Annotated in this window: 22 protein-coding genes; 12 read left to right on the top strand and 10 right to left on the bottom strand. The window is 73.1% G+C overall.

What is annotated here, in order from left to right; all coding sequences use genetic code 11:
* Window positions 1–17: 17 nt before the first annotated feature.
* Window positions 18–821 (top strand): NYN domain-containing protein, encoded by an 804-nt coding sequence (locus ACYVDO_RS10220; RefSeq protein WP_460935405.1) that lies wholly within the window; start codon window positions 18–20, stop codon window positions 819–821.
* Here the strand turns inward: ACYVDO_RS10220 and ACYVDO_RS10215 are convergent.
* Entirely contained in the window at window positions 818–1,399 is a 582-nt protein-coding gene (locus tag ACYVDO_RS10215; RefSeq protein WP_460935403.1) for a pentapeptide repeat-containing protein, read from the bottom strand. The two genes, ACYVDO_RS10220 and ACYVDO_RS10215, sit on opposite strands and share 4 nt — an antisense overlap.
* 88 nt (window positions 1,400–1,487) lie before the next feature.
* Between ACYVDO_RS10215 and ACYVDO_RS10210 the strand changes: the two genes are divergently transcribed.
* The 3 genes from ACYVDO_RS10210 (at window position 1,488) to ACYVDO_RS10200 (ending at window position 5,383) form a co-directional block, all read left to right on the top strand.
* Window positions 1,488–2,585, top strand: coding sequence for a citrate synthase 2 (locus tag ACYVDO_RS10210; protein WP_460935401.1), 1,098 nt, complete (start codon window positions 1,488–1,490; stop codon window positions 2,583–2,585).
* 201 nt (window positions 2,586–2,786) lie between these two features.
* Entirely contained in the window at window positions 2,787–3,917 is a 1,131-nt protein-coding gene (gene serC / locus ACYVDO_RS10205; RefSeq protein WP_460935399.1) for a phosphoserine transaminase, read from the top strand.
* A 164-nt stretch (window positions 3,918–4,081) separates the two neighbouring features.
* Window positions 4,082–5,383, top strand: coding sequence for a lytic transglycosylase domain-containing protein (locus tag ACYVDO_RS10200; RefSeq protein ID WP_460935397.1), 1,302 nt, complete (start codon window positions 4,082–4,084; stop codon window positions 5,381–5,383).
* 212 nt (window positions 5,384–5,595) lie between these two features.
* On the opposite strand, the gene ACYVDO_RS10195 is transcribed toward ACYVDO_RS10200, so the two are convergent.
* The 3 genes from ACYVDO_RS10195 to ACYVDO_RS10185 all read right to left on the bottom strand — a co-directional run bounded on the left by ACYVDO_RS10195 (window position 5,596) and on the right by ACYVDO_RS10185 (window position 9,035).
* Window positions 5,596–6,888, bottom strand: coding sequence for an MFS transporter (locus tag ACYVDO_RS10195; protein ID WP_460935395.1), 1,293 nt, complete (start codon window positions 6,886–6,888; stop codon window positions 5,596–5,598).
* The gene (locus ACYVDO_RS10190; RefSeq protein ID WP_460935393.1) at window positions 6,885–7,349 is read right to left on the bottom strand and encodes a MarR family winged helix-turn-helix transcriptional regulator; all 465 of its coding nucleotides are present in this window, start codon (window positions 7,347–7,349) and stop codon (window positions 6,885–6,887) included. Before ACYVDO_RS10190 ends, ACYVDO_RS10195 begins: the two co-directional genes overlap by 4 nt.
* A 168-nt stretch (window positions 7,350–7,517) precedes the next feature.
* Entirely contained in the window at window positions 7,518–9,035 is a 1,518-nt protein-coding gene (locus tag ACYVDO_RS10185) for an NCS2 family permease (protein WP_460935390.1), read from the bottom strand.
* A gap of 54 nt (window positions 9,036–9,089) precedes the next feature.
* Here ACYVDO_RS10185 and ACYVDO_RS10180 point away from each other — a divergent pair, with 54 nt between their 5' ends.
* Window positions 9,090–9,425: a DUF2530 domain-containing protein gene (locus ACYVDO_RS10180; protein WP_460935388.1), complete on the top strand. Its 336-nt coding sequence runs from the start codon at window positions 9,090–9,092 to the stop codon at window positions 9,423–9,425.
* Window positions 9,426–9,557: 132 nt separating this feature from the next.
* Here the strand turns inward: ACYVDO_RS10180 and ACYVDO_RS10175 are convergent, their stop codons facing one another.
* From ACYVDO_RS10175 to ACYVDO_RS10165, 3 genes are all read right to left on the bottom strand, one after another.
* Window positions 9,558–10,478, bottom strand: coding sequence for a hypothetical protein (locus ACYVDO_RS10175; protein ID WP_460935386.1), 921 nt, complete (start codon window positions 10,476–10,478; stop codon window positions 9,558–9,560).
* A 177-nt stretch (window positions 10,479–10,655) separates the two neighbouring features.
* A complete protein-coding gene (locus ACYVDO_RS10170; RefSeq protein WP_460935384.1) occupies window positions 10,656–11,396 on the bottom strand; it encodes a DUF3027 domain-containing protein in 741 nt (246 codons plus the stop codon).
* The gene (locus ACYVDO_RS10165; RefSeq protein WP_460935382.1) at window positions 11,396–11,791 is read right to left on the bottom strand and encodes a cold-shock protein; all 396 of its coding nucleotides are present in this window, start codon (window positions 11,789–11,791) and stop codon (window positions 11,396–11,398) included. The genes ACYVDO_RS10170 and ACYVDO_RS10165 overlap by 1 nt, the downstream gene beginning before the upstream one ends.
* A gap of 250 nt (window positions 11,792–12,041) precedes the next feature.
* Here ACYVDO_RS10165 and ACYVDO_RS10160 point away from each other — a divergent pair, with 250 nt between their 5' ends.
* Window positions 12,042–13,412 carry an MFS transporter gene (locus ACYVDO_RS10160; protein ID WP_460935380.1) on the top strand — a complete coding sequence of 457 codons (1,371 nt, stop codon included), beginning with the start codon at window positions 12,042–12,044 and terminating at the stop codon, window positions 13,410–13,412.
* Here the strand turns inward: ACYVDO_RS10160 and ACYVDO_RS10155 are convergent.
* Together ACYVDO_RS10155 and ACYVDO_RS10150 are read right to left on the bottom strand one after the other, a co-directional pair.
* Window positions 13,331–14,260: an aldose 1-epimerase family protein gene (locus ACYVDO_RS10155; RefSeq protein ID WP_460935377.1), complete on the bottom strand. Its 930-nt coding sequence runs from the start codon at window positions 14,258–14,260 to the stop codon at window positions 13,331–13,333. The two genes, ACYVDO_RS10160 and ACYVDO_RS10155, sit on opposite strands and share 82 nt — an antisense overlap.
* Before the next feature lie 99 nt (window positions 14,261–14,359).
* Window positions 14,360–14,899, bottom strand: coding sequence for a hypothetical protein (locus tag ACYVDO_RS10150; RefSeq protein WP_460935376.1), 540 nt, complete (start codon window positions 14,897–14,899; stop codon window positions 14,360–14,362).
* A 518-nt stretch (window positions 14,900–15,417) separates the two neighbouring features.
* Between ACYVDO_RS10150 and ACYVDO_RS10145 the strand changes: the two genes are divergently transcribed.
* A complete protein-coding gene (locus tag ACYVDO_RS10145; protein WP_460935374.1) occupies window positions 15,418–17,691 on the top strand; it encodes a helicase-associated domain-containing protein in 2,274 nt (757 codons plus the stop codon).
* A gap of 90 nt (window positions 17,692–17,781) precedes the next feature.
* Here ACYVDO_RS10145 and ACYVDO_RS10140 read toward each other — a convergent pair whose 3' ends face one another.
* Window positions 17,782–18,723: a hydroxymethylglutaryl-CoA lyase gene (locus ACYVDO_RS10140; protein ID WP_460935372.1), complete on the bottom strand. Its 942-nt coding sequence runs from the start codon at window positions 18,721–18,723 to the stop codon at window positions 17,782–17,784.
* A gap of 96 nt (window positions 18,724–18,819) precedes the next feature.
* Here ACYVDO_RS10140 and ACYVDO_RS10135 point away from each other — a divergent pair, with 96 nt between their 5' ends.
* From ACYVDO_RS10135 to ACYVDO_RS10115, 5 genes are all read left to right on the top strand, one after another.
* Window positions 18,820–19,590 (top strand): hypothetical protein, encoded by a 771-nt coding sequence (locus ACYVDO_RS10135; RefSeq protein ID WP_460935370.1) that lies wholly within the window; start codon window positions 18,820–18,822, stop codon window positions 19,588–19,590.
* Window positions 19,591–19,594: 4 nt separating this feature from the next.
* Window positions 19,595–21,244, top strand: a complete 1,650-nt coding sequence (locus ACYVDO_RS10130) for a DNA repair helicase XPB (protein WP_460935368.1) — start codon at window positions 19,595–19,597, stop codon at window positions 21,242–21,244.
* A 246-nt stretch (window positions 21,245–21,490) separates the two neighbouring features.
* Window positions 21,491–22,276, top strand: coding sequence for a CHAP domain-containing protein (locus tag ACYVDO_RS10125; protein WP_460935366.1), 786 nt, complete (start codon window positions 21,491–21,493; stop codon window positions 22,274–22,276).
* A gap of 170 nt (window positions 22,277–22,446) precedes the next feature.
* On the top strand, window positions 22,447–23,157 hold the full coding sequence (locus tag ACYVDO_RS10120; protein ID WP_316006547.1) for a response regulator transcription factor: 711 nt from the start codon (window positions 22,447–22,449) through the stop codon (window positions 23,155–23,157).
* Window positions 23,157–24,731, top strand: coding sequence for a sensor histidine kinase (locus tag ACYVDO_RS10115; protein ID WP_460935363.1), 1,575 nt, complete (start codon window positions 23,157–23,159; stop codon window positions 24,729–24,731). Before ACYVDO_RS10120 ends, ACYVDO_RS10115 begins: the two co-directional genes overlap by 1 nt.
* Window positions 24,732–24,760 lie beyond the last annotated feature (29 nt).

Genomic DNA, 24,760 nt, shown 5'->3' with positions numbered 1-24,760 from the left:
TCCGTACGGTGGCGTGCGTGGACCCCAAGACCCGGATCGCCCTGCTCATCGACGCCGACAACGCCTCGGCCAAGCGGATCGACCTGATCCTCAACGAGCTGTCCAACTTCGGCGAGACCAACATCCGCCGCGCCTACGGCAACTGGACCAAGCCCGAGCTCGCCGGGTGGACGGCGGTCCTCAGCGACAACGCGATCCGCCCGGTGCAGCAGTTCGACCAGACCAAGGGCAAGAACGCCAGCGACATGGCCCTGGTCATCGACGCGATGACCCTGCTCTACACCGACGCCCCGGAGGCGTTCGCCATCGCCTCCTCCGACGCCGACTTCACCCCGCTCGTGATGCACCTGCGCGAGAAGGGCGCCGCCGTCTACGGGTTCGGCGACCGCAAGACGCCGATGCCGTTCCAGAACGCCTGCACCCGGTTCCTCGTCCTCGACCAGCTCCGCGACGCCCAGGAGGAGCCGGACACCGAGGAGACGCCCACGACCCGGCTGCGGGCCACGACCCAGGAGCTCAAGCAGGACACCAAGCTGGTCGCCCTGCTGCGCCGGGCAGTGCAGAACGCCGCCGACGACGACGGCTGGGCCGGCGTCGGCGCGGTCGGCAACCTCATCGCGAACCAGTCCTCGTTCGACGCGCGCAACTACGGCTACGCCAAGCTCACCGCCCTCATCAAGGCGACCGAGCTGTTCGAGATGCGCGACGAGGGGAAGCCCACGCTCGCCGTGCGGGACCGGCGCGTCACCGGCGGGTCCGGCGGCGCGTCGGGCAGCGGGTCCGACGGCTCCGGCGGCGGTTCGGTCCGGGGCCGGCGCTAGTCCGCCACGCCGATCCCCAGCTCGCCGGCGAGCGCCGGTGCGAGGTCGATGAGCTGCAGCCGCGACACCGTCGCGCCCCGCAGGCCCGCCAGCCCCCGCGGGCCGGCCAGGTCGGCACCGGAGAGGTCGACGTCCTTCATCCGGGCCCGCCCGAAGTCCGGGGAGACCAGCCGCGACCCCGCGAAGTGGACCTTCTCCAGCGTCGCCTCGGCGAAGTCGGGCTCGACGAGCTGGCAGTCCACGAACGCGCACTCGGCCAGCCGTGCGCCCCGCAGGTTGAGGTACTCGATCTTGCACCCCTCGAACCGCACCCGGCGCAGCTCCGCCCCGAACAGCTGCACGGCGCCCAGCCGCGCGCCCTGCACCACGCAGTCCAGCCAGGTCGACTCGGCGAGGTCGACGCCCGCCCCGTGCACGGCACGCAGGGCGGTGTCCGCGAAGCGCGCCCGCGGCGCGGAGAGCTCGGTGAGGTCGCACCGCTGGAACGTGCACTCCAGGAACCGGGCGTTGCCGGCGGAGGAGCCGGAGAGGTCGCCGGTGAGCTCCTCGCCGTCGAGGTCGGCTTCGGGTCGCAGCATTCCCTCATGGTGACCCATGAGTAGGGACCCGTGAGCCGGACAGTGCAGAATGTGGCTCGACCGCAGTGCCGCCGACGAGAGGACGCCGATGTCCGACAGTGACTTCAAGCCCGGCCTCGAGGGCGTCATCGCCTTCGAGTCCGCGATCGCCGAACCCGACAAGGAGGGGGGTGCGCTCCGGTACCGCGGCGTGGACATCAAGGACCTCGTGGGTCGGGTGAGCTTCGGCCAGGTCTGGGGGCTGCTCGTCGACAACGAGTTCGACCCGGGCCTGCCGCCGGCCGAGCCGTTCCCGCTGCCCGTGCACACCGGCGACATCCGCGTCGACGCCCAGTCGGCGCTGGCCCAGCTGGCGCCCGTGTGGGGCTTCAGGCCGCTGCTCGACGTCAGCGACGAGGAGGCCCGGGAGCAGCTGGCCCGCGCCTCGGTCATGACGCTGTCGTTCATCGCGCAGTCGGCCCACGGCCAGGACACCCCGATGGTGCCGCAGAGCCGGGTCGACGAGGGCCGGACCATCGTCGAGCGGTTCATGATCCGCTGGCGCGGCGAGCCCGACCCCAAGCACGTCGAGGCGATCGACGCGTACTTCATCTCCGCCGCCGAGCACGGCATGAACGCCTCGACCTTCACCGCCCGCGTCATCGCCTCCACCGGGGCCGACGTCGCCGCCTGCCTCTCCGGCGCGATCGGCGCGCTCTCCGGGCCGCTCCACGGCGGCGCCCCCTCGCGCGCCCAGCACATGATCGAGGGCGTGGAGCGCACCGGTGACGCCACGGCGTACGTCCAGGGCGTCCTCGACCGCGGCGAGCGGCTGATGGGCTTCGGCCACCGCGTCTACCGGGCCTACGACCCGCGTGCGGCCGTCCTGCGCGACACCTGCCAGCGCCTCGGCGCGCCTCGCTACGAGGTCGCCCTCGAGCTGGAGAAGGCCGCCATCGCCGCCCTCGCCGAGCGCCACCCCGAGCGCAAGATGGAGACCAACGTCGACTACTGGGCCGCGGTCCTGCTCGACTTCGCGGAGGTCCCCGGCAACATGATGACCCCCCTGTTCGCCTCGGCCCGCACCGCCGGCTGGGCGGCGCACATCCTCGAGCAGAAGAAGACCGGCCGGCTCATCCGGCCGTCCGCGCGCTACGTCGGCGAGGGCCCGCGCGGCCTGGAGTCGGTCGCCGGCTACAAGGGCTGAGCCCAGCAGGCGCGCCCGGCGTGCCGCCGGCGACGGCGGCGACGGCGGCGACGGCGACACCGGGGACGCACCACGAGCACGAGGTATGCCGCGTGGCCGGCCGGCCACGCGGCATACCTCCGTCTGCGCCCCGGCCGGCCGGGGCGTCCGGGTGGCGGACCTCACGTCCCACGCCTCGGGACACGGTGCGACACTGGCCGGGTGACAGACACCGCGGCAGCGCCCACGCAGACCATCCCCGCCGACATCCTCCCCAAGGACGGCCGGTTCGGCTCCGGCCCCTCGAAGGTCCGTCCCGAGCAGGTGGAGTACCTCGCCAGCCTCGGCACCACCCTCCTCGGCACCTCCCACCGCCAGGCCCCCGTCCGGGGCCTCGTCGGCGCGGTCCGTGAGGGCCTCGGCGAGCTCTTCTCGCTGCCCGAGGGCTACGAGATCGTCCTCGGCAACGGCGGCTCCACCGCGTTCTGGGACATCGCCGCGTTCGGCCTCGTCCGCGAGCGCGCCCAGCACCTGTCGTTCGGCGAGTTCTCCAGCAAGTTCGCCTCCGTGACGCAGAAGGCGCCGTTCCTCGGCGACTCCACCGTCATCAAGGCCGACCCGGGAACGCTCGCCTCGCCGCGGGCCGAGGAGGGCGTCGACGTCTACGCCTGGCCGCACAACGAGACCTCGACCGGCGTCATGGCCCCGGTCACGCGGGTCGAGGGTGCCGACGAGGGCGCGCTCGTGCTCATCGACGCCACGTCCGGCGCCGGCGGCCTGCCGGTCGACGTGGCCGAGGCCGACGTCTACTACTTCGGGCCGCAGAAGTGCTTCGCCTCCGATGGCGGCCTCTGGCTGGCGGCGTTCTCGCCCGCCGCGCTGGCCCGCGTCGAGGAGATCGAGGCGACCGGCCGCTGGGTCCCCGACTTCTTCAGCCTGCCGACGGCGGTGTCGAACAGCCGCCTCAACCAGACGTACAACACCCCGGCACTGTCCACGCTGGCGCTGCTGCGGTCGCAGGTGGACTGGCTCAACGAGCAGGGTGGCCTCGACTGGGCCGTCGCCCGCACGGCCGACTCCTCCGGCCGGCTGTACGACTGGGCCGAGCGCACCTCCTACACGACGCCGTACGTCGCCGACCCCGCAGCGCGCTCACAGGTCGTGGCCACGATCGACTTCTCCGACGATGTCGACGCCGCGGTGGTCGCCAAGACCCTGCGCGCCAACGGGGTGGTCGACGTGGAGCCGTACCGCAAGCTCGGGCGGAACCAGCTGCGGGTCGCGACGTTCCCGGCGGTCGACCCCGAGGACGTCAGCGCCCTCATCGCCTGCATCGAGCACGTCGTCGGCTGAGCCGAGCCCCCTCGACCCCTCCTCAGGGAGTGTGCCCCGCGCCCCGTGCGCGGGGCACACGTCTGTCACCAGCGGGCTCACCCGAGCCCGCGTAACCTCGGCCGCCGAGGCTCGTTGTACCTCGTGACCACCGGGGTGGGACGACGACGTCGAGGAGCCGAGACATGAGCCGCGCAGGGCAGGATCCGCACCGAACCCTCAACCTGCCGTGGCGGGCGCTGGCCGGCGGCCTGCCCGCCGTGGTGCTCGTCGGCAGCGGGATCGGGCTCACCCTGACCGGTGGCCACCCCCTCACCGAGATCGCGAGCGACTCCGGACCGGTCGTCACCGTCCCGAAGGCCCCCGTCGAGCAGCCGGCGGCTCCGACGCTCCCCATCCTCCCCGCACCGCCGGAGCAGCAGGCCACGCCGTTCGGCGGCGGGTCGTCCACCGCACCGGCCGGCAGCCTGCCGCCGAGCCTGACGGTGAAGGGCATCCCGGCCGCCGCCCTCTCGGCCTACCAGCGCGCGGCCCGCATCGTCGACGCCGCGGACGCGCAGTGCCGCATCGACTGGGCACTCGTCGGCGCCATCGGCAAGGTCGAGTCCGACCACGGGCGCTACGGCGGCAACGGCACCGACTCGACCGGCACCGTCCGCCCCGGGATCTACGGCATCCCGCTCAACGGGGCCAACGGCACCGCGGTCATCCACGACACCGACGGCGGCACGCTCGACCGCGACACCACCTGGGACCGGGCGGTCGGCCCGATGCAGTTCATCCCCGGCACCTGGCGCGTCGTCGGCGTCGACGCCAACCAGGACGGGCGCAAGGACCCGCAGAACCTCGACGACGCGGCCACCGCGACCGCCGTCTACCTGTGCTCCGGTCCAGGCGACCTCAGCACCCCGGCCGGCGCCCGCAACGCCGTCCTGCGCTACAACCACAGCGACGCCTACGCGAACGAGGTCCTCGCGATCGCCGACGCCTACCGCAACGGCTACACCGTCGTCCCGGACTCCGGCCTGGCACCGGGGCAGGCCGACGCGGCGCCGTACCTGCCCTCGGGCGACCCGCAGACCATGGCCCAGTACGACCCCGCTGCGGTGCGCGAGCCGGCGCCGGCGCGAACGTCCGGCGGCAAGCCCGCGAAGGGCTCCTCGGGCCGTACCGGTTCGTCCGGCGGCACGGGTGGCACCGGCGGCACCGGCGCAGGCGGAGGTGCGGTGCCGACGCCCACCACCACCAGCTCGTCCGGCCCGGTCGGCCAGGTCGTCGGTGGTGTCACCGGTGTCGTCGGAAGGGTCGTCGGTGGCGTTACGGGCAGCACCCCCAGCCCCACGACCACGGCGTCGTCCTCGCCGTCGCCGTCCTCGACCCCGGCCCTGCCCCTGCAGGTCAACCCCACGAACGGGAAGTGCCCCACCGGCTACGACCCGGTGCTCGGCGCTCTCGGCGTCACGGTGCTGTGCACGCTGCACCGCTGACACCGCCCCGGCCCCGGGGCCGGGCGAGCAGCCAGAGCCCGCACGCCTCCTGAGGTGCACCCATCCCCCACGGTGCACCGGCGAACGGCCCACCACTCCTCGAGGGTAGTGGGCCGTTCGTCGTGCGGGTCAGCGCAGGAAGCTGGCGACCACGGCCGCGGCGACGACGATGACGAGCACCGCGATGGTCACCCGTCTGCGGAACGTCGGCGTCACCGGACGGCCTCGGGCATCGGTTCGGAGACCGGCGCGGCGGTGCGGATCCGCAGTCGCGGACGGCCCTTCGACTCGTAGGTCACCTGGACATTCTCGTGCTTGGCGAGCCAGTACGACACCGCGACGAGCGTGACCCCGACCGCGATCGTGCCGATGGCGATGGTCCAGCGGGCGCCCCAGGCGTCACCGATCCAGCCGATGAGCGGGGCCCCGAGCGGGGTCCCACCCATGAAGATCGCCATGTACAACGCCATCACGCGGCCCCTCATGGCCGGGTCGACGCGGGTCTGCACCATGGCGTTCGCGGTGGTGAGGGCCGTCAGGGCGGCCAGGCCGGTCGGGACGAGGGCGAGCGCGAACAGGCCGTACGTGGGCGCGAGCGAGGCCAGGGCCGTGGACACCGTGAAGCCGACGAGGGCCACGAGCAGGGTCCGCAGCCGGGCCCGGGCGCGGCGGGCCGACAGCAGGGCGGCCGTCAGCGAGCCGATCGCCATGATCGAGCCGAGCAGGCCGTACTCCTCGGGTCCCTTGTGGAACTCGTTGGTGGCCATCAGGGCAGTTGTCACCTGGAAGTTCATCCCGAAGGTCCCGAGCACGAAGACCAGCAGCATGACGAGCTGGATGTCGGGCCGGTTGCGGACGTAGCGCACGCCCTCCTTGATGGCCCCCTTGCCGCGCGCCAACCGCGGCGCGGGCTTGAGCTCCCCGCCGCGCATCGCGGCGAGGGCGAGGAGCACGGCGACGAAGGTCAGCGTGTTGACGAGCAGGGTCCAGCCGGTGCCGAAGGCCGCGATGGTCAGGCCGGCGACGCCCGGGCCGATCAGCCGGCCGGCGTTGAACGACGCACTGTTGAGCGACACCGCGTTGGTGATGCGGTCGCGCGGGACCATCTCCGAGACGAACGTCTGCCGGGCCGGGTTGTCGAAGGCTGTCGCCACGCCCGTCCACAGCGCCGCGACGTAGACCATCCACAGCTGGGCGTGCCCCGTGACGGTGACGACGCCGAGCCCGAGCGAGGAGAGGGCGAGGGCGGTCTGGGTGACGGCGAGCAGCCGCCGCTTGGAGACCCGGTCCGCCACGACCCCGGTCCACGGGGCGAGCAGCAGGAACGGCAGGAACTGCAGCCCGGTGACGATGCCCAGCGCCGACGACGAGTGCCTGGTCAGCTCGGTCAGCACCAGCCAGTCCTGGGCGACCCGGCCCATCCACGTGCCGATGTTGGAGACGAAGGCGCCGGTGGCGTAGATCCGGTAGTTGCGGACGCTGAGCGAGGCGAAGGTGGGACTCACTCGCTGGCCACCCTCGTGAGGATCGCGGCGGCCCGCTGCAGGACCTCCTGTTCCTCGGGGGTGAGGTGGCCGACACGCACGGACATCCAGGCGTCGCGCCGGCGCCGGATCTCCCTGAGCAGGGATCCCCCGTCCCCCGTCAGCGACAGGATCACCTGCCGGCGGTCGGAGGGGTCGTCGGTGCGCTCGACGAGCCCCCGCTCGACGAGTCCCGCCACGGTGCGGGTCATGCTCGGCGCGCTCACCCGCTCGATCTCCGCGAGCTCGCCCGGGGTGCGGGGCGCGTCCTGCAGCCGGCACATCACCGAGAACTGGTGCGGCGCGACGAGGTCCGTGCTCTCGTACCGCACGCGGCGCGAGATGCGCATGCACGCGAGCCTGAGCTCGCCGGCGAGGGCGGAGACGGCGGAGGGTGACAGACCGGTGGCGGCGCGGCTCCGGCGCGCGGGCGGTGTGGTCATGGGTCTCTCCTCGGTCAGGTAGTTAGCATAACTCATTACCTCGGCTAACTATTTCCCTCGCAGTCATCGGAGTCATCGGGGTGGTCGTCGGGCCCGGACGCACGTATGCCGCGTGGCCCCCGGTCGGGGCCACGCGGCATACGTGGTGGTCGCGGTGGTGCGCCGCCCTCAGCCCACGCCGAGCAGGGACTTCACCGGGTCGATGGCGAAGTAGACGACGAACAGCGCCGACACCGCCCACAGCAGCGGGTGGATCATGCCGGCCTTGCCCCGGACGACCTTGATGATCGTGTAGAGGACGAAGCCGGCACCGATTCCGGCCGTGATCGAGTAGGTGAACGGCATGAGGACGATGGTGAGGAATGCCGGGATCGCGATCTCGAGGTCCTCCCAGTCGATGCCGCGGACCTGCTGCATCATCAGGAAGCCGACGACGACGAGCGCCGGAGTCGCGGCCTCGTAGGGGACGATCTTGACCAGCGGGGCCAGGAACGTCGCCAGCAGGAAGAGGACGCCGGTGACGACCGACGCCAGGCCGGTGCGCGCGCCCTCGCCGACACCCGAGGCCGACTCGATGTAGGACGTGTTCGACGAGACGGAGCCGGCGCCACCGGCGACGGCCGCGAGGCTGTCGACGAGCAGGATCTTGTCCGAGCTCGGGGGGTTGCCGTTCTTGTCGAGCAGCTTGGCCTCGGCGCCGATGGCGACCATCGTGCCCATGGTGTCGAAGAAGTCGGCGAGCAGCAGCGTGAAGACGAGCAGGGTCGCCGAGACGATGCCGATCTTGCCGAACGAGCCGAGCAGGTTGAAGTGGCCCAGCAGGGAGAAGTCGGGGACGTCGACCACCTGCTTGGGCAGGGCGGGCACGTTCAGGCCCCAGCCGGCCGGGTTGACCACCTTGCCGGTCGCGTCGGTCTGGCCGCCGATCGAGCCGATGGCCTCGACGACGACAGCCAGGACCGTGGCGCCGATGATGCCGAAGAGGATGGCGCCCTTCACGTGCTTGACCATCATGATGACGATCGCGATGAGGCCGATGACGAAGACGAGCAGCGGCCAGCCGTTGAGGAAGCCGCCGATGCCGAGCTCGACCGGCACCGGACCCGTCGCCGGGCGGCGGATGAAGCCGGCGTCGACGAGGCCGATGATCGTGATGAACAGGCCGATGCCGACCGAGATCGCGGTCTTGAGCTCGCCCGGGATCGCCCGGAAGACGGCCTGCCGGAAGCCGGTCAGCACCAGGATCGTGATGATGACGCCCTCGATGACGATCAGGCCCATCGCGTCGGCCCAGGTCATCTGGGGCAGCTTGGCGATGCCGAACGTGACGAAGGCGTTGAGGCCGAGGCCCGTGGCGAGCGCGAGCGGGAAGTTCGCGACCACACCCATCAGGATCGTCATCACGCCCGCGATGAGGGCGGTCCCGGCCGCCACCAGCTGGATCGCGTGGGGGACGTCCTGCCCACCGAGAAACTTGCCGGTGCCGTCGGCCTGGGTGCCGATGATGAGCGGGTTCAGCACCACGATGTACGCCATGGTGAAGAAGGTCACGAGTCCACCACGGACCTCCCGACCGACGGTCGACCCGCGTTCGGTGATCCGGAAGAACCCGTCGATGCCGCCGCCGGTCTTCGCCGGGGCGGTGGGTCGTTGCGCCGTCGTGGGCGCCGATGAGGGCTTGGCCATGGCGCACAGGGTAGGGCCTGCGTGAATCGCGGTGGTGAAGGCTACGCTGACGACGTGACCGAGTCGCAGCGCACGGGTGGGGGCCCGGCCCGGGACGGGGTGCAGGAGCCCCTCCAGCAGGCGCGCCTCGGTGGCGATGCGGGGTCCGAAGGCACCGCCGACGAGCACGGGGGAACCGAGCTCGAGCCGCTGGCCTGGAGCTCGAGCCGCATCGTGCTCGGCGGCCTGGCCCTGTGGGCGGTGGCGCTCGTGGTCACCCTCGTCGTGCCGTCGCTGCACACCGGCGACCGCGACTGGTGGCCCTGGTGCTGCGTCGCCGGGCTGGCGCTGGGGTCGCTCGGCTACGCCTACATGCGCCGCGGCAGAGGCAACGCCGCCGGCGCCCTCTGACCTACCCCCCTCCCCCGCAAAACAACGGTTGCTCGACTTCCCGCGGGACAACAACCCGCGGTATGCCGCGCAACCGTTGTTTCGCGAGGCGCGGGGACCGGCCCCAGGCCGTCTGACGCGCTCCGCCGGAGTTCAGGCCGCAGCCCGGGACAGCGCTGCCCGCACCCTGACGCGGACCAGCTCCGGCCGGCGCAGGTCATCCCACGTCAGCCTGACCACGGCATACCCGAGCGCGCGCAGCTCGTCCTCCCGCCGCTTCTCAGCGACCAGGGCGTCGCGACCGTCGGCTCCGGCGTACTTGACCGCTCCGTCGAACTCCACGACCACCCGGCCGGCCACGAGGAAGTCCACTCGGCCCACGAACCGCCCTGAAGAGTCGCGGAGCTCCACCTGGGATCGCACGGGCAGCCCCAACGCTCCCAGCAGCAGCCGCGTCAGGCTCTCCCCCGGCGACTCCGCCGCCGGATCGAGGTTCTTCACCATGGTCCGCGCCCTCCGACGACCTCGGAGCCCGGGTGCGAGCCGGAGGAGGGCTTCCTCGATGTCCTCCCGCGCGCACAGGCGTTGGTGCAGCGCGGCGTCGGCCGCGACCACGCCCGCGGTCACGCAGAACGAGGCAGTCGTCACCAAGGAGTCGGGCAGGGCCTCGCACGGCAGGCCGTCGACCTCGTCCGGTGCAGCCAGACCGCGCATCGGCGCGACCCGCAGGCCCGACCTCGTCGCCGTCTCGGCAACGTCCGCGGTCAGGACCACCAGCTCACGGTCGACATCCCACAGGGGGAGCCGCCGCAGTGCCAGCGCGCTGTGACGACTGGCCGTCTCGACCGAGCCGCGCGACAGGATGACTCCGCGCACCGTGAGGCGGTACCGCTCGTCGCGGTCGGCGCCCGCCCACACCGGCGCGGCGGCATACGCCCCGCGTCGAAGTCGCACCACCTCGCCGGCTCTGACCCATCCAGCCACGTCATCGGCTGTCACCCCCAGCCGGTTGAGCTGGCACCAGCCCGCCACACCGTGCTGGGCACCGAAGAGCGCTGAAACCCGAGCGTCCATGCCGGCAGGCTGCTCCGGACGCCGGGGCCACCGCAGCCCCCACGTCTACTCCTGTGGACAACGGTGGAGGCATCACTCGCCTTGGGGACAAGCAAAACAACGGTTGCTCGACAACCCGCGGGTCATCACCACGCGGGTTGTCGAGCAACCGTTGTTTTGCGGGGGATCCCGGCGGGGTCAGACGAGGTCGTAGGCGGCGTCGTCGACGATGGGGTGGGGGGCGGCGGCCAGGGACTCGGCGGGCTCCATGTCCACCTCGGAGTGGGCGCCGCAGCCGTGGTCAAGGCTCACGACGCGACCGTCGGAGGGAGACCAGGCGTTGGCGCACACGCCGAAAAAAGACCGGAGTGCACCTGCCATCGGGAGGAAGTAGCCACAGCTGGAGCAGGGCGCCGGTGCCTTCTCGGCGATCGGCGAGTGCGGCCCGTTCTCGCCCTCGTACCAGCGCTGGGCAGCCGCCTCGCGCCCCTCGGCCGACAGCACCCGCTTGCGCCCGAGCCCCAGCTCGAACTGCGCCAGCTCGTCGACGTCCTCGTCGCCCGTCGCCTCGAAGCCGGGCTCGAGCAGCGGGTCGTCCTCCTTGTACGGGAGCACGTCGCCGGCGCCCACGTCCCCGGGGGCCAGCCGGTCGGCATACGGCAGCCACTCGGGCGACAGCAGCGCTCCGTCACCGGGCACGAGGTTGGTCTCGCACACCGTGGCGACCTTGCCGCGCGGCACCCGGGCGACGGTGATCGCCCAGCGCCAGCCGGGGTAGGCCTTCGCGGTGCAGGCGAAGTAGTGCGTGCCCAGCCGCTCGTCGTCCATCTCGAGGCCGAGGTGGTCACCGACCGTGCCGGCCTCGGCGATCGACTCGGCGGCCTCGCGCGCCAGGTCGACGGCGGCGGCCAGGACGGCGTCCTGCTTGGGAGTGGGCATCAGGGCTCGATCTGGTCGGCGAGGAAGCGCAGCACCTGCGCCAGCTTGGTGGCGTGGTCCTTCTCGGGACGACGGCCGCGGCGGTAGGTGTTGGAGGCGCTGTCGAGCAGCTTGATCGCGTCCTCGACGAGCGGGGCGAGGTCCTCCGGCGACTTGCGGCCGGCCTCACGCTTGCCGGCGGTCACGCTGGGCGCGGGCTCGAGCAGGGTCACCTGGAGCGCCTGCGTCCCCCGCCGCCCCTCGGCCACGCTGAACTCCACGCGCGTACCGCCCTTGAGCGTCTGCACGCCCTCGGGCAGCGCGTTGGCGTGCAGGAACACGTCCGCACCGTTGTCCTCGGAGATGAAGCCGAAGCCCTTCTCCGCGTCGTACCACTTGACCTTGCCAGTGGGCACCGTTCGTCCCTTACCTCGAAGTTCGCGAGCGCGCGTCACGCGCACCTGCAAGCCTAACGGCCGCGTCCAAATCCATTTGTCGTATGCCGGCCGGGCGGCCGGCGTGGGCCGGTGTCCGGCCTGGGGGAGCCACCCGGCCAGGGCGGTGCAAGGCACGGCAGGGCAGGGCAGGGCCGGGCAGGGCAGGGCAGGGCAGCGCAGGGCGGATAACCGTTTCGGCGCTGTCGGTGCCGTACGCGAGGATTGTCCGGTGAGTGGGACGACGACCTCGGGGCACGGCATCCGCGACTTCTGGGCGGCACTGCCGAGCGCCGGGCGGTGGCTGCTGTCCACCGTGGCCGTGCAGACCCTCGGGCGTGGCCTGACGCTGCCGTTCACCGTCATCTACCTGCACGAGGTCCGTGGCATCTCCCTCGACCTCGCCGGCGTGCTCATGGCGTTCATCGCGGTGGTGGCCCTCGCCGTGACCGGTCCGGCCGGCGCCCTGACCGACCGGCTCGGCGCCCGCACCGTGCTCCTGTGGGGCACGAGCGCGCAGGTCGTCGGTTGCGTCGTGCTGGCGTTCGCGACGACGCCGCTGGTCGTCGCCGTGGCGTTCCTCTTCCTCGGCTTCAACTTCGGGGTCTCGTGGCCCGCGTTCAACGCCTTGGTCGCCGCCATCGTCAGCGGCCGGGCGCGGCAGCAGTACTTCGGCATCAACTTCGCGCTCGTCAACCTCGGCATCGGCTTCGGCGGCGTGATCGGCGGCCTCTACGCCGACGTCCACAACCCGACGTCCTTCACGGTGATCTTCCTCGCCGACGCCCTGTGCATGCTCATCCCCATCGGGCTGCTGCTCGGCCCGCTGCGACACGTCCACGGCCGGGCGGAGAAGCCTGCGGGCGACGACGCCGAGGGCGGCTCGTACCTCGCCATCCTGCGCCAGCCGGCGACCCTGTGGCTGACCGGGCTGACCTTCCTCGGGGTGTTCATCGGCTACGGCCAGATGGAGGCGGGCTTCCCGGCGTTCGCCCGCCAGGTGAGCGGGGTGTCGACCGACGTCATCGGGTTCGCGTTCGCGGTCAACACCGCGGTGATCGTGGGCCTGCAGTTCTGGGTGCTGCGCCGCATCAGCGGGCACCGGCGCACCCGTGTGCTCATCGTCATGGTCGCGCTGTGGGCGGTGGCGTGGACGGTGCTCGGGTTCACCGGCGCCGTTGCCGGGACCATGGCCGCGGCGGCGGGGGTGCTGCTCTTCCACGCCCTGTTCGCGCTCGGCGAGACGCTGCTGCAGCCGACCGTCCCGGCCATCACCAACGACATGGCCCCCGACCACCTGCGCGGGCGCTACAACGCCGTCAACGCCGGCGCGTTCCAGACCGGCACGATCCTGGGGCCGGTCGTGGCGGGCTTCATGCTGAGCCGGCACTGGTCGACCGCGTTCGTGGTGATGATCGTCATCGGCTGCGGGCTCATGGTCGTGCTGTCACTGGCGCTCGAGCGACGGATCACGCCCGCGGTCAACGGGCTCGGTGACGGCGAGGACGGTGCGACGGCCGGTCAGCCTGCCGCCGCGGTGGACGGGCTGATGCCCCAGGTGCCGCTCCACGAGTCCCCGGGCGTGAGCACGACCACTCCCTGACCGGAGTTGAACGCGTCGGCGGGGCAGCTCATCGGCTCGACCGCGATCCCGCGGACGCCCGGGGCGTCGTCGGCGCCCTTCACCGTGAAGACCTGGAACCAGTCGAACGACTCGTCCCCCCAGAGGCTGACGTCGCCACGGTCGCGCAGACCCGAGAGGGTGACGGTCCAGCGCCCCGTGTCGGGGTCCCGGTCCACGCCCGTGTAGCCGGTGTCCAGGCTGGTCGACCCGAGGGGCCGTGCGCTGCGGAAGTCGGTCTCGGGACGCACCGGCGCCGTCCCCGTCGGGAGCATGCGCTCGTCGACCAGGACCTCCTGGCTCGCCGGGAGGTGCAGCACCACGTCGGCCAGCGGCGTGCTGCCGAGTGCCAGGTAGGGGTGCGCGCCGTACCCGAACGGCACCGTCGCGGCACCGGTGTTGAGCACGCGGGTGCTGACGGACAGGCCCTCGGCACCGACGGCATACGTGACGGTGAGGTCGAGGACGCCGTCCCAGCCGGGCTGCGGGTGGAGCCGCAGCGCGACGGTCAGGGAGTCCTCGGCCTGCTCGACGAGCCGCCACGGGACCCAGCGGACCAGCCCGTGGCTGGCGTTGTGCAGGGCCGGCTCGGTGAGGGCGAGCTGCTGGTCCTTCCCCTCGAAGGTGTAGCGGCCGTCCCGGATCCGGTTGGGCCAGGGGATGAGGACCTGCCCACGGCCGGAGGTCGCCATCTCGTCCACCGCGTACCCGGCCATGACGTCGACGCCGTCCAGCGTGTAGCTGCGCAAGCCGCCGCCCACCTCGACGACCGTCACCTCGTGCCGGCCGTGACGGATGGTCCACTGCTCACCTGACGGGTGCTCGCTCACCGGGCCACGCTATCGCCGCCGCGCGTCAGGGGCCCGTGCGGTTGCGCGGCGCCCCACCGGCCCGCCGCCCGGGTCGAAGGCCTCGGTGCGAGCGGGGTGTCAGCGGGTGACCCGCACCAGCACGGCCTTGCCGCCCTGCTTCTGCGCCACGACGAGCACCACGTCGCCGGTGGTCACGCTCCGGCCGGGGGTGCGTGTCGTGGAGTCGAGCGCGTACGTGGCCGTGAAGCCGTCGTCGCTCCGGACCGTCAGCGTGGTCGGGCCGGCCTTGGTCACCGCACCACGCTGGAGCGTCATCACGGTGGGCTTTCCGTCGCTGCCGGTGACGGTGAACTCACCGTGCTGGACGGTGCCGAGGGCCGCCCCACCGCCGAGGAGCGAGCCCGGGCCCTTGCCGTTGCCGCCGAGGCCCCCGCCATTGTCGCCCGGGCCGTTGCCCAGGCCGCCCATCCCGCGCTGGGGGCCGCCCTGGCGCAGGCCGCGCTGCCCGGGACCCATGCCGTCGCGCCAGCCCTCCCGCGCCTCGCTGACCCGGTCCTGCCCCTGGTGCGTCACACCACGGGCGAGGGCGAACGCAGCCGCGCCCGCCACCCCGAGGACGAGCAGGACCGCGAGGGTCCCGGCGACCACGACGGCCACCAGGCCGCCGGTCGTCGACGTGGTGCGACGCCACCACCCCGGCCGACCACCACCGGGCGGACCAACGAACGGACCGCCGGGCGACGCGGGTGGGACCCCACCGGGTCCGGACCCGCCACCCGGTGCACCCGGCTCGTACCCGCCACCGGGCGCATACCCGCCACCCGGTCCAACCGGCGCAGGGCCGCCAGCCGGTGCAGGGCCGCCAGCCGGTGCAGCCGGTCGCGCCGGGCCGGCACCGGCACCGGCCGCGGCGGCGTACGCCGGCACCGGACCCGAGCCCGCGAGCGGCTCGGCTCCCCCGGACGGCTGAGGAGCCGGCTGGGCCGGCAGCTCGGAGGTGGGGGCCGCTGCCCAGGACTCGGTCTCGGCCCCTTCCCGGGGGGCCTCGGGACCCGAGGGGTCGTGAGTGGCCATGGCTCCTCCTGTCGACGTCCCCTCCAGTGTGGCTGCCGTCGCTGGCCGGGCAATGGGAATTCGCTGTGAAGGCGGCGGACGGCGCGGACTACCGTGGAGCAGTGCCCCCGACCTCCCCCACGCCCTCCGGCGGCGCCCGGTCGATGGCCGACGACATCCGTGCCCGCACCGACGCGCAGCTGGGCGAGCTGCTCCACCTGCGCCACGACCTGGCCCGGCCCGCCCCGGCCGACCTCGCGGCGCTCGCCGCGCGCGCCAGCACCCGGGCCAGCGTGCAGCGGGCCGTCGACACCCTCGACCTGGCCCACCTGCAGGTGCTCGAGGCCGCGACCGCCGGCCCCAACCCGGTCGAGCCGCAGGAGCTCGCCGGCCACCTCGGCCTCGACGGCGCCCCGGCCGTCGGGCCCCTGCTCGAGGACCTGTGGTGCCTCGCGCTGCTGTGGCGCAGCCCCGAGGGGCTGCGCGTGGTGCGCACGGTCACCGAGGTCCTCGCCCAGCCGGCCGGGCTCGGCCCCCGGGCCGGAGACCTGTTCGTCGAGGTGCCCGACCGCGGCTCGGTCACCGCCACGGTGGAGTCGGCCCCCGCCCCGGCCCGTGCCATCCTCGACCGGCTCACCTGGGGCCCGGCGGTGGCGGTGCTGCCCCCCGGCGCCCCCGAGCGCGTCGCCGAGGGCGCCCGCTGGCTGCTCGAACGCCACCTCGTCGCCGCCCCCACCCCCGACCAGCTCGTGCTTCCGCGCGAGGTCGCCCTCGCGCTGCGCGGCGGCCGCACGCACCGCGAGCCCGCCCTCACCCCGCCGGCACTCGAGGGGCGGGCCGTCCCGCCGGCGGACGTCGACTTCGCCGCCGGCCAGCAGGTGACCGACCTGCTCTCGCTCGTCGACGAGCTCGCCGCGGAGTGGGGCCTGCGCCCGCCGCGGGTGCTGCGCTCGGGGGGCCTGGCCGTGCGCGACCTCAAGCGGCTCGGCTCCGTCCTCGACGTCGACCAGGAGCGTGCCGCGTTCGTCGCCGAGATCGCGTATGCCGCGGGGCTGGTCGCCGACGACGGCTCCCTCGACCCCTCGTGGGCGCCGACCCCCGCCTACGACGAGTGGCAGCAGCAGCCGGCGGAGGCGCGCTGGACGACCCTGGCCCGGGCCTGGCTGGGCACCACCCGGGCGCCGCACCTCGTCGGCACCGTGCCCCCCGGCGGCTCGGGCACGGTCAACGCGCTGGGCCCCGACGCCCACTGGCCACCGGCGCGCAGCCTGCGCCGGGAACTGCTCGACCTTGCCGCAGCGGTCGAGCCGGGTCTCGCCCCCACCGCCCAGGCGTGGGCCGGGCTGCTTCGCTGGCACCGCCCCCGGCGGGTCCCGGCCGCCCTGGACGCCGTCGTCGCCGCCGTCGCGCGCGAGGCGGAGTGGCTGGGGGTCACGGGCCGCGGCGCGATCTCCGCGGCCGGTCGGGTGCTGCTCACCGATCCGGACGACGACGTGCTCGCCGACGCGGTCCGGCCCCACCTGCCCGAGCCCGTGGAGCACGTGCTGCTCCAGGCCGACCTGACGGCAGTCGCCCCCGGGCCGCTCGCGGGTGGGCTGGCGACGTTCATGCGCCTGGTCGCCGACGTCGAGAGCCGGGGCGGGGCGACGGTCTACCGGTTCACCCCCGACTCGGTGCGGCGCTGCCTGGACGCCGGCTGGTCGGTCGACCAGGTGCTCGGCACCCTGACCGACGCCAGCCCCACCCCGGTCCCCCAGCCGCTGGAGTACCTCGTCCGGGACGTCGCGCGGCGGCACGGGCAGGCGCGGGTCGGGTCGGTCCGGGCCTACGTGCGCTGCGACGACGAGACGACCCTGGGCGCCATGCTCGCCGACCGCGAGCTGTCGGCGCTGCAGCTGCGCAGCGTCGCGCCCACCGTGGTGGTCTCGCCGGTGGCGGCCGACACGGTGCTCGACTTCCTGCGTGACCACGGCTACGCCCCGGCGGCCGAGAGCCCCGACGGGGGGGTCGTCGTGCCGACGGCAGGGCGCCACCGCACCCCGGTGCACCGCCGCCCGAGCCAGGTCAGCGCGCAGGTCGTCGACGACGACCTCGTGACCCGGCTGGTGGGCGCGCTGCGTGCGGGCGAGGAGGCCGCGGCATACCAGCGCGAGCAGCTGGCCAGGCGTGAGGGACCGGCCCTGCCGAGCACCGACCCGACCACGACCCTGGCCGTGCTGCGGGACGCGGCGGCGGACCGGCAGGCGGTGTGGCTGGGGTACTCCGACGCGGACGGACGCGTCCAGCGGCTGCTGTTCTACCCCGACCGGGTCGAGGGCGGCAGGGTCCACGGCACGGCCGACGGGTCCCTGCGCACGCTGTCGATCCACCGGGTCACCGGCGCGGCCCCCGGCTGACCGGCCACGCCGTCACCGCCTGGGGACCCGGCTGATCCCACCCGCCTCAGTCGCTGCCGGCGAGCGCCCTGACCACGGGGACCACCGGCCTCAGTCGCTGCCGGCGAGCGCCCTGACCACGCGGGAGGGCGACGGGCGGCCGAGGTGACCGGCCATCCACACGCTGGTCTCGACGAGGGCAGCGAGGTCGACCCCGGTCGTCACACCGGCGCCGTCGAGCGCCCACACGAGGTCCTCGGTGGCGAGGTTGCCGGTGGCGCTCTTGGCGTACGGGCAGCCGCCGAGGCCGCCGGTCGACGCGTCGACCACGCGGACCCCGTGCCGCAGCGCGGTCATCGTGTTGGCCAGCGCCTGGCCGTACGTGTCGTGGAAGTGCACGCCGATGCGGTCCGCGCCGATCCCCCGTCCCTCGAGCGCGTCGAGCAGCCGGCTGACGTGGCCGGTGGTCCCGGTGCCGATGGTGTCCCCCAGGGAGAGCTGGTCGGCGCCGAGGTCCATGAGCCGGGCGGAGACGTCGGCGACCTGCTCGACCGGGACCGGACCCTCCCACGGGTCGCCGAAGCACATCGAGACGTAGGCGCGGACCCACAGCCCCGACTCCTTGGCACGGCGCACGACCGGCCGGAACATCTCGACGGACTCCTCGACGGTCCGGTTGAGGTTCTTGCGCGCGAAGGTCTCGGTCGCGCTGCCGAAGACCGCCACCGCGCCGACGCCGGCCGCCAGCGCGTCGTCGAGCCCTCGCTCGTTCGGCACGAGCACCGGGCGGCGCGGTCCCCGCCCCACCTCGCCGAGGTCGGCCAGCAGCTCGCGGGCGTCGGCGAGCTGTGGCACCCAGGACGGGGGCACGAACGAGGTGGTCTCGATCGTGTCGAGCCCCGCGGCCGCCAGCCGCCGCACGAACTCGGCCTTCACCGGGGCGGGAACGACGGTCTTCTCGTTCTGCAGGCCGTCGCGTGGACCGACCTCGTAGATCGTGATGCTCTCCGGCAGGTCGGTCGCGGGTTCGCGCTGGGGCAGGGCGGTGCTCACCCGGCCGATCCTGCCATTCCCGGCAACCAGCGACCTCGCCCGCGCACCGGCGGGTTAGATTTGGGGACCGGTGACCGGCCCACGTGAAGGACGACCATGAGCGACACCCCTCGGAACGACGAGAGTCCCGAGTTCCGCGACCCCACCGCGCCGAGCGACCCTTGGAGCGACTCGGCGGGCGAGGCAGTCGACTCGGGCTCGTCGCCCGAGCACACCCGCCCGGTCGAGACCTCCCAGACCCAACAGGTGCCGCAGGCGCCCGGACCCGAGGAGGGCACGGCTGCGTCGGTGCCGCCGGCGCCCGGCCCCGAGTCGCCGTGGGCGTCCTCGTCGACCCCCGAGAACCCGTACGCCAGCCCCGCACCCGGCTCGACGCCCCCTCCGCCCCCGCAGAACCCGTACGCCAGCCCCGCGCCCGGCTCGACGCCCCCTCCCGCTCCCCAGAGCCCGTACGCCAGCCCCGCGCCCGGCTCGACGCCCCCGGCCGCTCCCCAGAGCCCGTACGCCAGCCCTGCTCCCGGAGGCGGCTACGGCCCCCCGCCCGGCTACGGCAACGCCCCCGTCCCCGCACCGGGCTACGGCGCGAACCCGTACGCCTCGGCCCCCCGGTCGATGAGCGGCAACACCATCGCCCTGCTGGTGGTCTCCGGCCTGCTCACCCTCGGCGGCTGCGGCGTCGGCATCGTCGCCCTGGTCTTCGGCATCCTCGCCGCCACGAAGAACGACCAGCCGCAGGAGCAGGCCAAGCTCACCCGGTGGGGCTGGTGGGCCCTCGGCATCACGGTCGCGGTCGTCATCCTCGCGGTCGTCGCCCTCTTCGTGTTCCTGGGCGTGAGCAGCAGCACCAGCAGCAGCGGAGGGTACTGACCACGTGCCCGACGGCGCCCTGATCGTCCAGAGCGACAAGACCCTCCTGTTGGAGGTCGACCACCCACGGGCCGAGGAGGCCCGGCGGGCCATCGCACCGTTCGCCGAGCTCGAGCGCGCGCCCGAGCACATGCACACCTATCGGGTCACGCCGCTCGGCCTGTGGAACGCCCGGGCCGCCGGGCACGACGCCGAGCAGGTCGTCGACGCCCTCGTCACCCACAGCCGGTATGCCGTGCCGCACGCGCTGCTCGTCGACGTCGCCGACACCATGGACCGGTACGGCCGGCTCACCCTCCTCAAGGACGACGAGCACGGCCTGGTGCTGCGCACGACGGACCGCCCCGTGCTCGAGGAAGTGTTGCGGCACAGGAAGATCAAGCCACTCGTCGGCAGCCGCATCGACGACGACACCGTCCTGGTCCACCCCTCCGAGCGCGGCCACCTCAAGCAGGAGCTGCTCAAGGTCGGCTGGCCCGCCGAGGACGAGGCCGGCTACGTCGACGGCGAGGCGCACCCCATCGCCCTCGACAACTCCGACTGGTCGCTGCGCCCCTACCAGCAGCAGGCGGTCGACGGGTTCTGGCACGGCGGCTCCGGGGTCGTCGTCCTGCCCTGCGGCGCCGGCAAGACGCTCGTCGGCGCCGGTGCGATGGCCCAGGCCCAGGCGACCACGCTCATCCTCGTCACCAACACCGTCTCGGCCCGTCAGTGGCGCGACGAGCTGCTCCACCGCACGTCGCTCACCGACGACGAGATCGGCGAGTACTCGGGCGCCCGCAAGGAGATCCGCCCGGTCACCATCGCCACCTACCAGGTGCTGACGACGAAGCGGAAGGGCGTCTACACCCACCTCGACCTGCTCGACGCCCGCGACTGGGGCCTCATCGTCTACGACGAGGTCCACCTGCTGCCCGCGCCGATCTTCCGGATGACCGCGGACCTGCAGGCCCGGCGCCGGCTCGGGCTCACCGCCACCCTGGTGCGCGAGGACGGCCGCGAGGCGGACGTGTTCTCCCTCATCGGGCCGAAGCGGTTCGACGCACCGTGGAAGGACATCGAGGCGCAGGGCTACATCGCGCCGGCCGACTGCGTCGAGGTGCGGGTCACGCTGGGCGACAGTGAGCGCATGGCGTATGCCGTGTCCGAGCCGGAGGACCGCTACCGCCTCTCCTCGTGTAGCCCCACCAAACTGCCGGTGGTCGAGCGGATCGTCGAGCGGCACCGCGGCGAGCCGACCCTGGTCATCGGCCAGTACCTCGACCAGCTCGACGAGGTGGCCACCCGGCTCGGGGCCGACGTCATCACGGGCGAGACGCCGGTGAGCCAGCGGCAGAAGCTGTTCCAGGCGTTCCGGGACGGTGACATCGACCTGCTGGTCGTCTCCAAGGTGGCCAACTTCTCGGTGGACCTGCCCGAGGCGACGGTGGCCATCCAGGTGTCGGGCACCTTCGGCTCCCGCCAGGAGGAGGCCCAGCGGCTCGGCCGGGTGCTGCGCCCCAAGGGCGACGGCCGCACCGCGCACTTCTACACGGTCGTCGCGCGCGACACCGTCGACGCCGAGTTCGCCGCGCACCGGCAGCGGTTCCTCGCCGAGCAGGGCTACGCCTACCGCATCGTCGACGCCGACGACCTGCCCACCGGCCGACCCTGACGAGTCAGTCCACCACCGCCACCCACCTCGCCGACGCGGGCGGGGAGCGCTCCCCGCCAGTGGGCACCCGGCATAATCGATCTCCTGTGATCCGTTGGGCCGCAACGCATTCCGCCGCATCGACCTTCAGCCGCGCCGGCGGCGACGGGTAGTACTCCCCATCGCCGGCAGGTGTCCCGCGCTCCTACGTTCCTGCCAGCAGCCGGAACCACAGGGGGGCCGGCCGACACCCAGGAGCGAACAGACATGGGCCTCACCACCATCGCCACCAAGCCGGTCCGCGTGGCCGTCGCCTCCCTCGCCGGGCTCGGCATCGCCGGCGGGATCGCCGTCGCGGCGAACGCGGCCACCGGCACGGTCAGGACCTCCGGCGCCGACCTCACCGTCCGCAAGGGCCCGGGCACCGGCTACGCCGCGGTCGGGACCGTCGCCAAGGGCACCCGGGTGGACATCATCTGCCAGACCACCGGCTCGAGCGTCAAGGGCACCTACGGCACCTCGAGCATCTGGGACAAGATCGGCAGCGGCCGGTTCGTCTCCGACGCCTACGTGTACACCGGATCCGACGGCCGGGTCTCGCCGCAGTGCGGCAGCACGGGCGGGAGCACCGGTGGCAGCACCACCCCGAGCGGGGTCATCGGGAACGACTACCCGTACAGCGGCCAGACCTCGGGCGTCGACCCCTGGAACTTCTACAAGGGCCAGTGCACCTCGTTCGCCGCGTGGCGCGCCCGCAGCGTCAAGCACGTCGGCTTCACCAACTCCTACAAGGGCCAGCACTGGGGCAACGCCAACCACTGGGACGACGCGGCCCGTGCGGCGGGCGTGACCACCAGCGGCCGCCCGCACGTGGGTGACATCGCCCAGAGCGACGCCGGCTACTACGGCCATGTCGCCTACGTCGCGAAGGTCAACGCCAACGGCAGCTTCGTCGTCGAGGAGTACAACTGGGCCAACCCGGAGCACTACGGCACCCGCACCACGACCGTCGGTGGCGCGCACGGCCAGTTCGACACCTTCATCCGCTTCTGAGCGACCCGGCCCCTCGAGAAACAACGGTTGCGCGGCTTCCCGCGGGATGACAACCCGCGGGAAGCCGCGCAACCGTTGTTTCGCCCGGCCGTCCGGCCACTGCAGGCGCGACGAGGACACGCCCAGAGGGCATACAGGAAACTCCCAGAGATCGGGCAGACACTGGGGTGGTGAGCACCACGACCCAGCCCGAGGCCCGGCTCCTCGTCGTCGAGGACGAGCCCAACATCCGCGAGCTCCTGGCCACCTCCCTGCGGTTCGCGGGGTTCGAGGTCCACGTCGCCGGCGACGGCGCGACCGCCCTCAACCTCGCCACCGCGCACGACCCCGACCTGGTCGTGCTGGACGTGATGCTCCCCGACATGGACGGGTTCTCGGTGACCCGCAAGCTGCGTGATACCGGTCGCCAGCTGCCCATCGTCTTCGTCACCGCCCGCGACTCGGTCGACGACAAGATCAAGGGCCTCACGGTCGGCGGCGACGACTACGTCACCAAGCCGTTCAGCCTCGAAGAGGTCGTCGCCCGGATTCGCGCCGTGCTGCGCCGCACCCGCGGCGAGGTCGACGACGGCGCGTCGATGCGGTTCGAGGACCTCGAGCTCGACGAGGACTCCCACGAGGTGCGCCGCGCCGGTCGCGTCATCGACGTGTCCCCCACCGAGTTCAAGCTGCTGCGCTACCTCATGCTCAACCCCAACCGGGTGCTGTCCAAGGCGCAGATCCTCGACCACGTGTGGGACTACGACTTCCGCGGGGAGAGCGGGATCGTCGAGTCCTACATCTCCTACCTGCGGCGCAAGATCGACACCGAGGGCCTGGCGCCGCTCATCCACACCAAGCGCGGCGTCGGCTACGTCCTGCGCAAGCCGCCGGAGGCGTAGTGGCGACGCCCTCCGCGCCCACCCCCGTCGTGTCCGCCTCCGACGCCCCCGCTCCCGTCACCGACCAGCCGACCGCCGACGTGCCCGACCCCGGGACCCGCCGGGGACACCCCCGCCTGCCGGACCGGTTCCACCAGCGGCTCGAGGAGCTCCCCCTGCGCGTGCGCCTCGTCAGCGTGCTGCTCGTGCTGCTGCTGCTCGCGCTGACCCTGACGGCAGGCGCCACAGCCGCGCTGATGCGCCGTGATCTCATGAGCCGGGTCGACCAGGACCTCAAGCGGGCCTACCCGAGCGTCGCGCAGCAGGCCCTCGACACGCTGCGGGCGCCGACGAGCAACCGGCTGCCGAGCGGTTACGCCGTCGTCTTCTACCCCACCGACGGCACGAACGCGGTCGAGATCGACCCCACCGGGCTCAACGGGCGCCCCGGTGTGCCGGACGCCCTGCCGCTCGACGACCCACGGGTCACCGGGTCCGACGCGTTCACCATCCCCTCCCGCGACGGGAACGGCGAGTGGCGCGCGCGTGCCGGCAAGCTTCGGGGCAACTCGGCGACGTTCATCGTCGCGGTGCCCCTGACCTCCGTGAGCCACACCGTGCGCCGGCTCATCCTCGTCGAGCTGCTGATCGGCCTGGGCGTTCTCGTCGCGATGGGCTGCGTGGGTTGGTATGCCGTGAACCGCGCCTTCCGGCCGCTGCGCCAGATCGAGGACACCGCCGCCGCGATCGCCGGCGGAGACCTGACCCGCCGGGTGCCGACGCGGACCGCCAAGGACGAGGTCACCTCGCTGTCACGCTCGCTCAACGTGATGCTCGCGCAGATCGAGCAGTCGTTCTCGGCCCGCGAGGCCTCCGAGGAGAAGATGCGGCAGTTCGTCGCCGACGCCTCGCACGAGCTGCGGACGCCCCTCGCGGCGGTCCGGGGGTACGCCGAGCTGTACCGGCAGGGCGCCGTGCGCGAGCCCGAGGACGTCGCGAGCGCGATGAGCCGGATCGAGGGCGAGGCCAGCCGGATGAGCGGACTGGTCGAGGACCTGCTCGTCCTCGCCCGCCTCGACGACCAGCGCCCCCTCGCCATCGGGCCCGTCGACCTCACTGTCGTCGCCGCCGACGCCGCGCAGGACGCCAGGGCCATCGACCCCGGCCGGCGGATCGAGGTGGTGGGCCTCGAAGGACCGCTCGGACCCACCGCGGCCCAGGGCGACGACGCCAAGCTGCGACAGGTGGTGGCCAACCTGCTGTCCAACGCCCTCAACCACACGCCGGCGGGCACCCCGATCGAGGTGGCCGTGGGCGCGCGGTCCCGCGACGGCATGGCCGTCGTCGAGGTGCGCGACCACGGTCCCGGGATCGACCCCGCGAAGGCGCGGCGCGTCTTCGAGCGCTTCTACCGCGCCGACCCCTCCCGGGCGCGCACCCGGGGCGGGGGCAACGGCCTCGGCCTGGCCATCGCCGCCGCCATCGTGGCGGCCCACCGGGGCCGGATCGGCGTCGCCCAGACCCCCGGTGGAGGGGCGACCTTCGTCATGGAGCTGCCCACAGCAAACTCCCAGCAGGCGTCCAGTACCCGTTGACGTCGCCGCGGTTGACTGAGGTCGACAGC

It is taken from the genome of Phycicoccus ginsengisoli (genome assembly GCF_054779295.1).
Note: the sequence above shows the minus strand (reverse complement) of the source record. Positions and strands in the feature narration are given on the sequence as shown.

Excerpts from the sequence above, each read along its gene's own strand:
- ACYVDO_RS10200 (WP_460935397.1), top strand. The coding sequence starts at position 4,082 with ATGAGCCGCGCAGGGCAGGATCCGCACCGAACCCTCAACCTGCCGTGG.
- ACYVDO_RS10185 (WP_460935390.1), bottom strand. The coding sequence starts at position 9,035 with ATGGCCAAGCCCTCATCGGCGCCCACGACGGCGCAACGACCCACCGCC.
- ACYVDO_RS10170 (WP_460935384.1), bottom strand. The coding sequence starts at position 11,396 with ATGCCCACTCCCAAGCAGGACGCCGTCCTGGCCGCCGCCGTCGACCTG.
- ACYVDO_RS10135 (WP_460935370.1), top strand. The coding sequence starts at position 18,820 with ATGAGCGACACCCCTCGGAACGACGAGAGTCCCGAGTTCCGCGACCCC.
- ACYVDO_RS10215 (WP_460935403.1), bottom strand. The coding sequence starts at position 1,399 with ATGCTGCGACCCGAAGCCGACCTCGACGGCGAGGAGCTCACCGGCGAC.
- ACYVDO_RS10190 (WP_460935393.1), bottom strand. The coding sequence starts at position 7,349 with ATGACCACACCGCCCGCGCGCCGGAGCCGCGCCGCCACCGGTCTGTCA.
- ACYVDO_RS10125 (WP_460935366.1), top strand. The coding sequence starts at position 21,491 with ATGGGCCTCACCACCATCGCCACCAAGCCGGTCCGCGTGGCCGTCGCC.
- ACYVDO_RS10175 (WP_460935386.1), bottom strand. The coding sequence starts at position 10,478 with ATGGACGCTCGGGTTTCAGCGCTCTTCGGTGCCCAGCACGGTGTGGCG.
- ACYVDO_RS10210 (WP_460935401.1), top strand. The coding sequence starts at position 1,488 with ATGTCCGACAGTGACTTCAAGCCCGGCCTCGAGGGCGTCATCGCCTTC.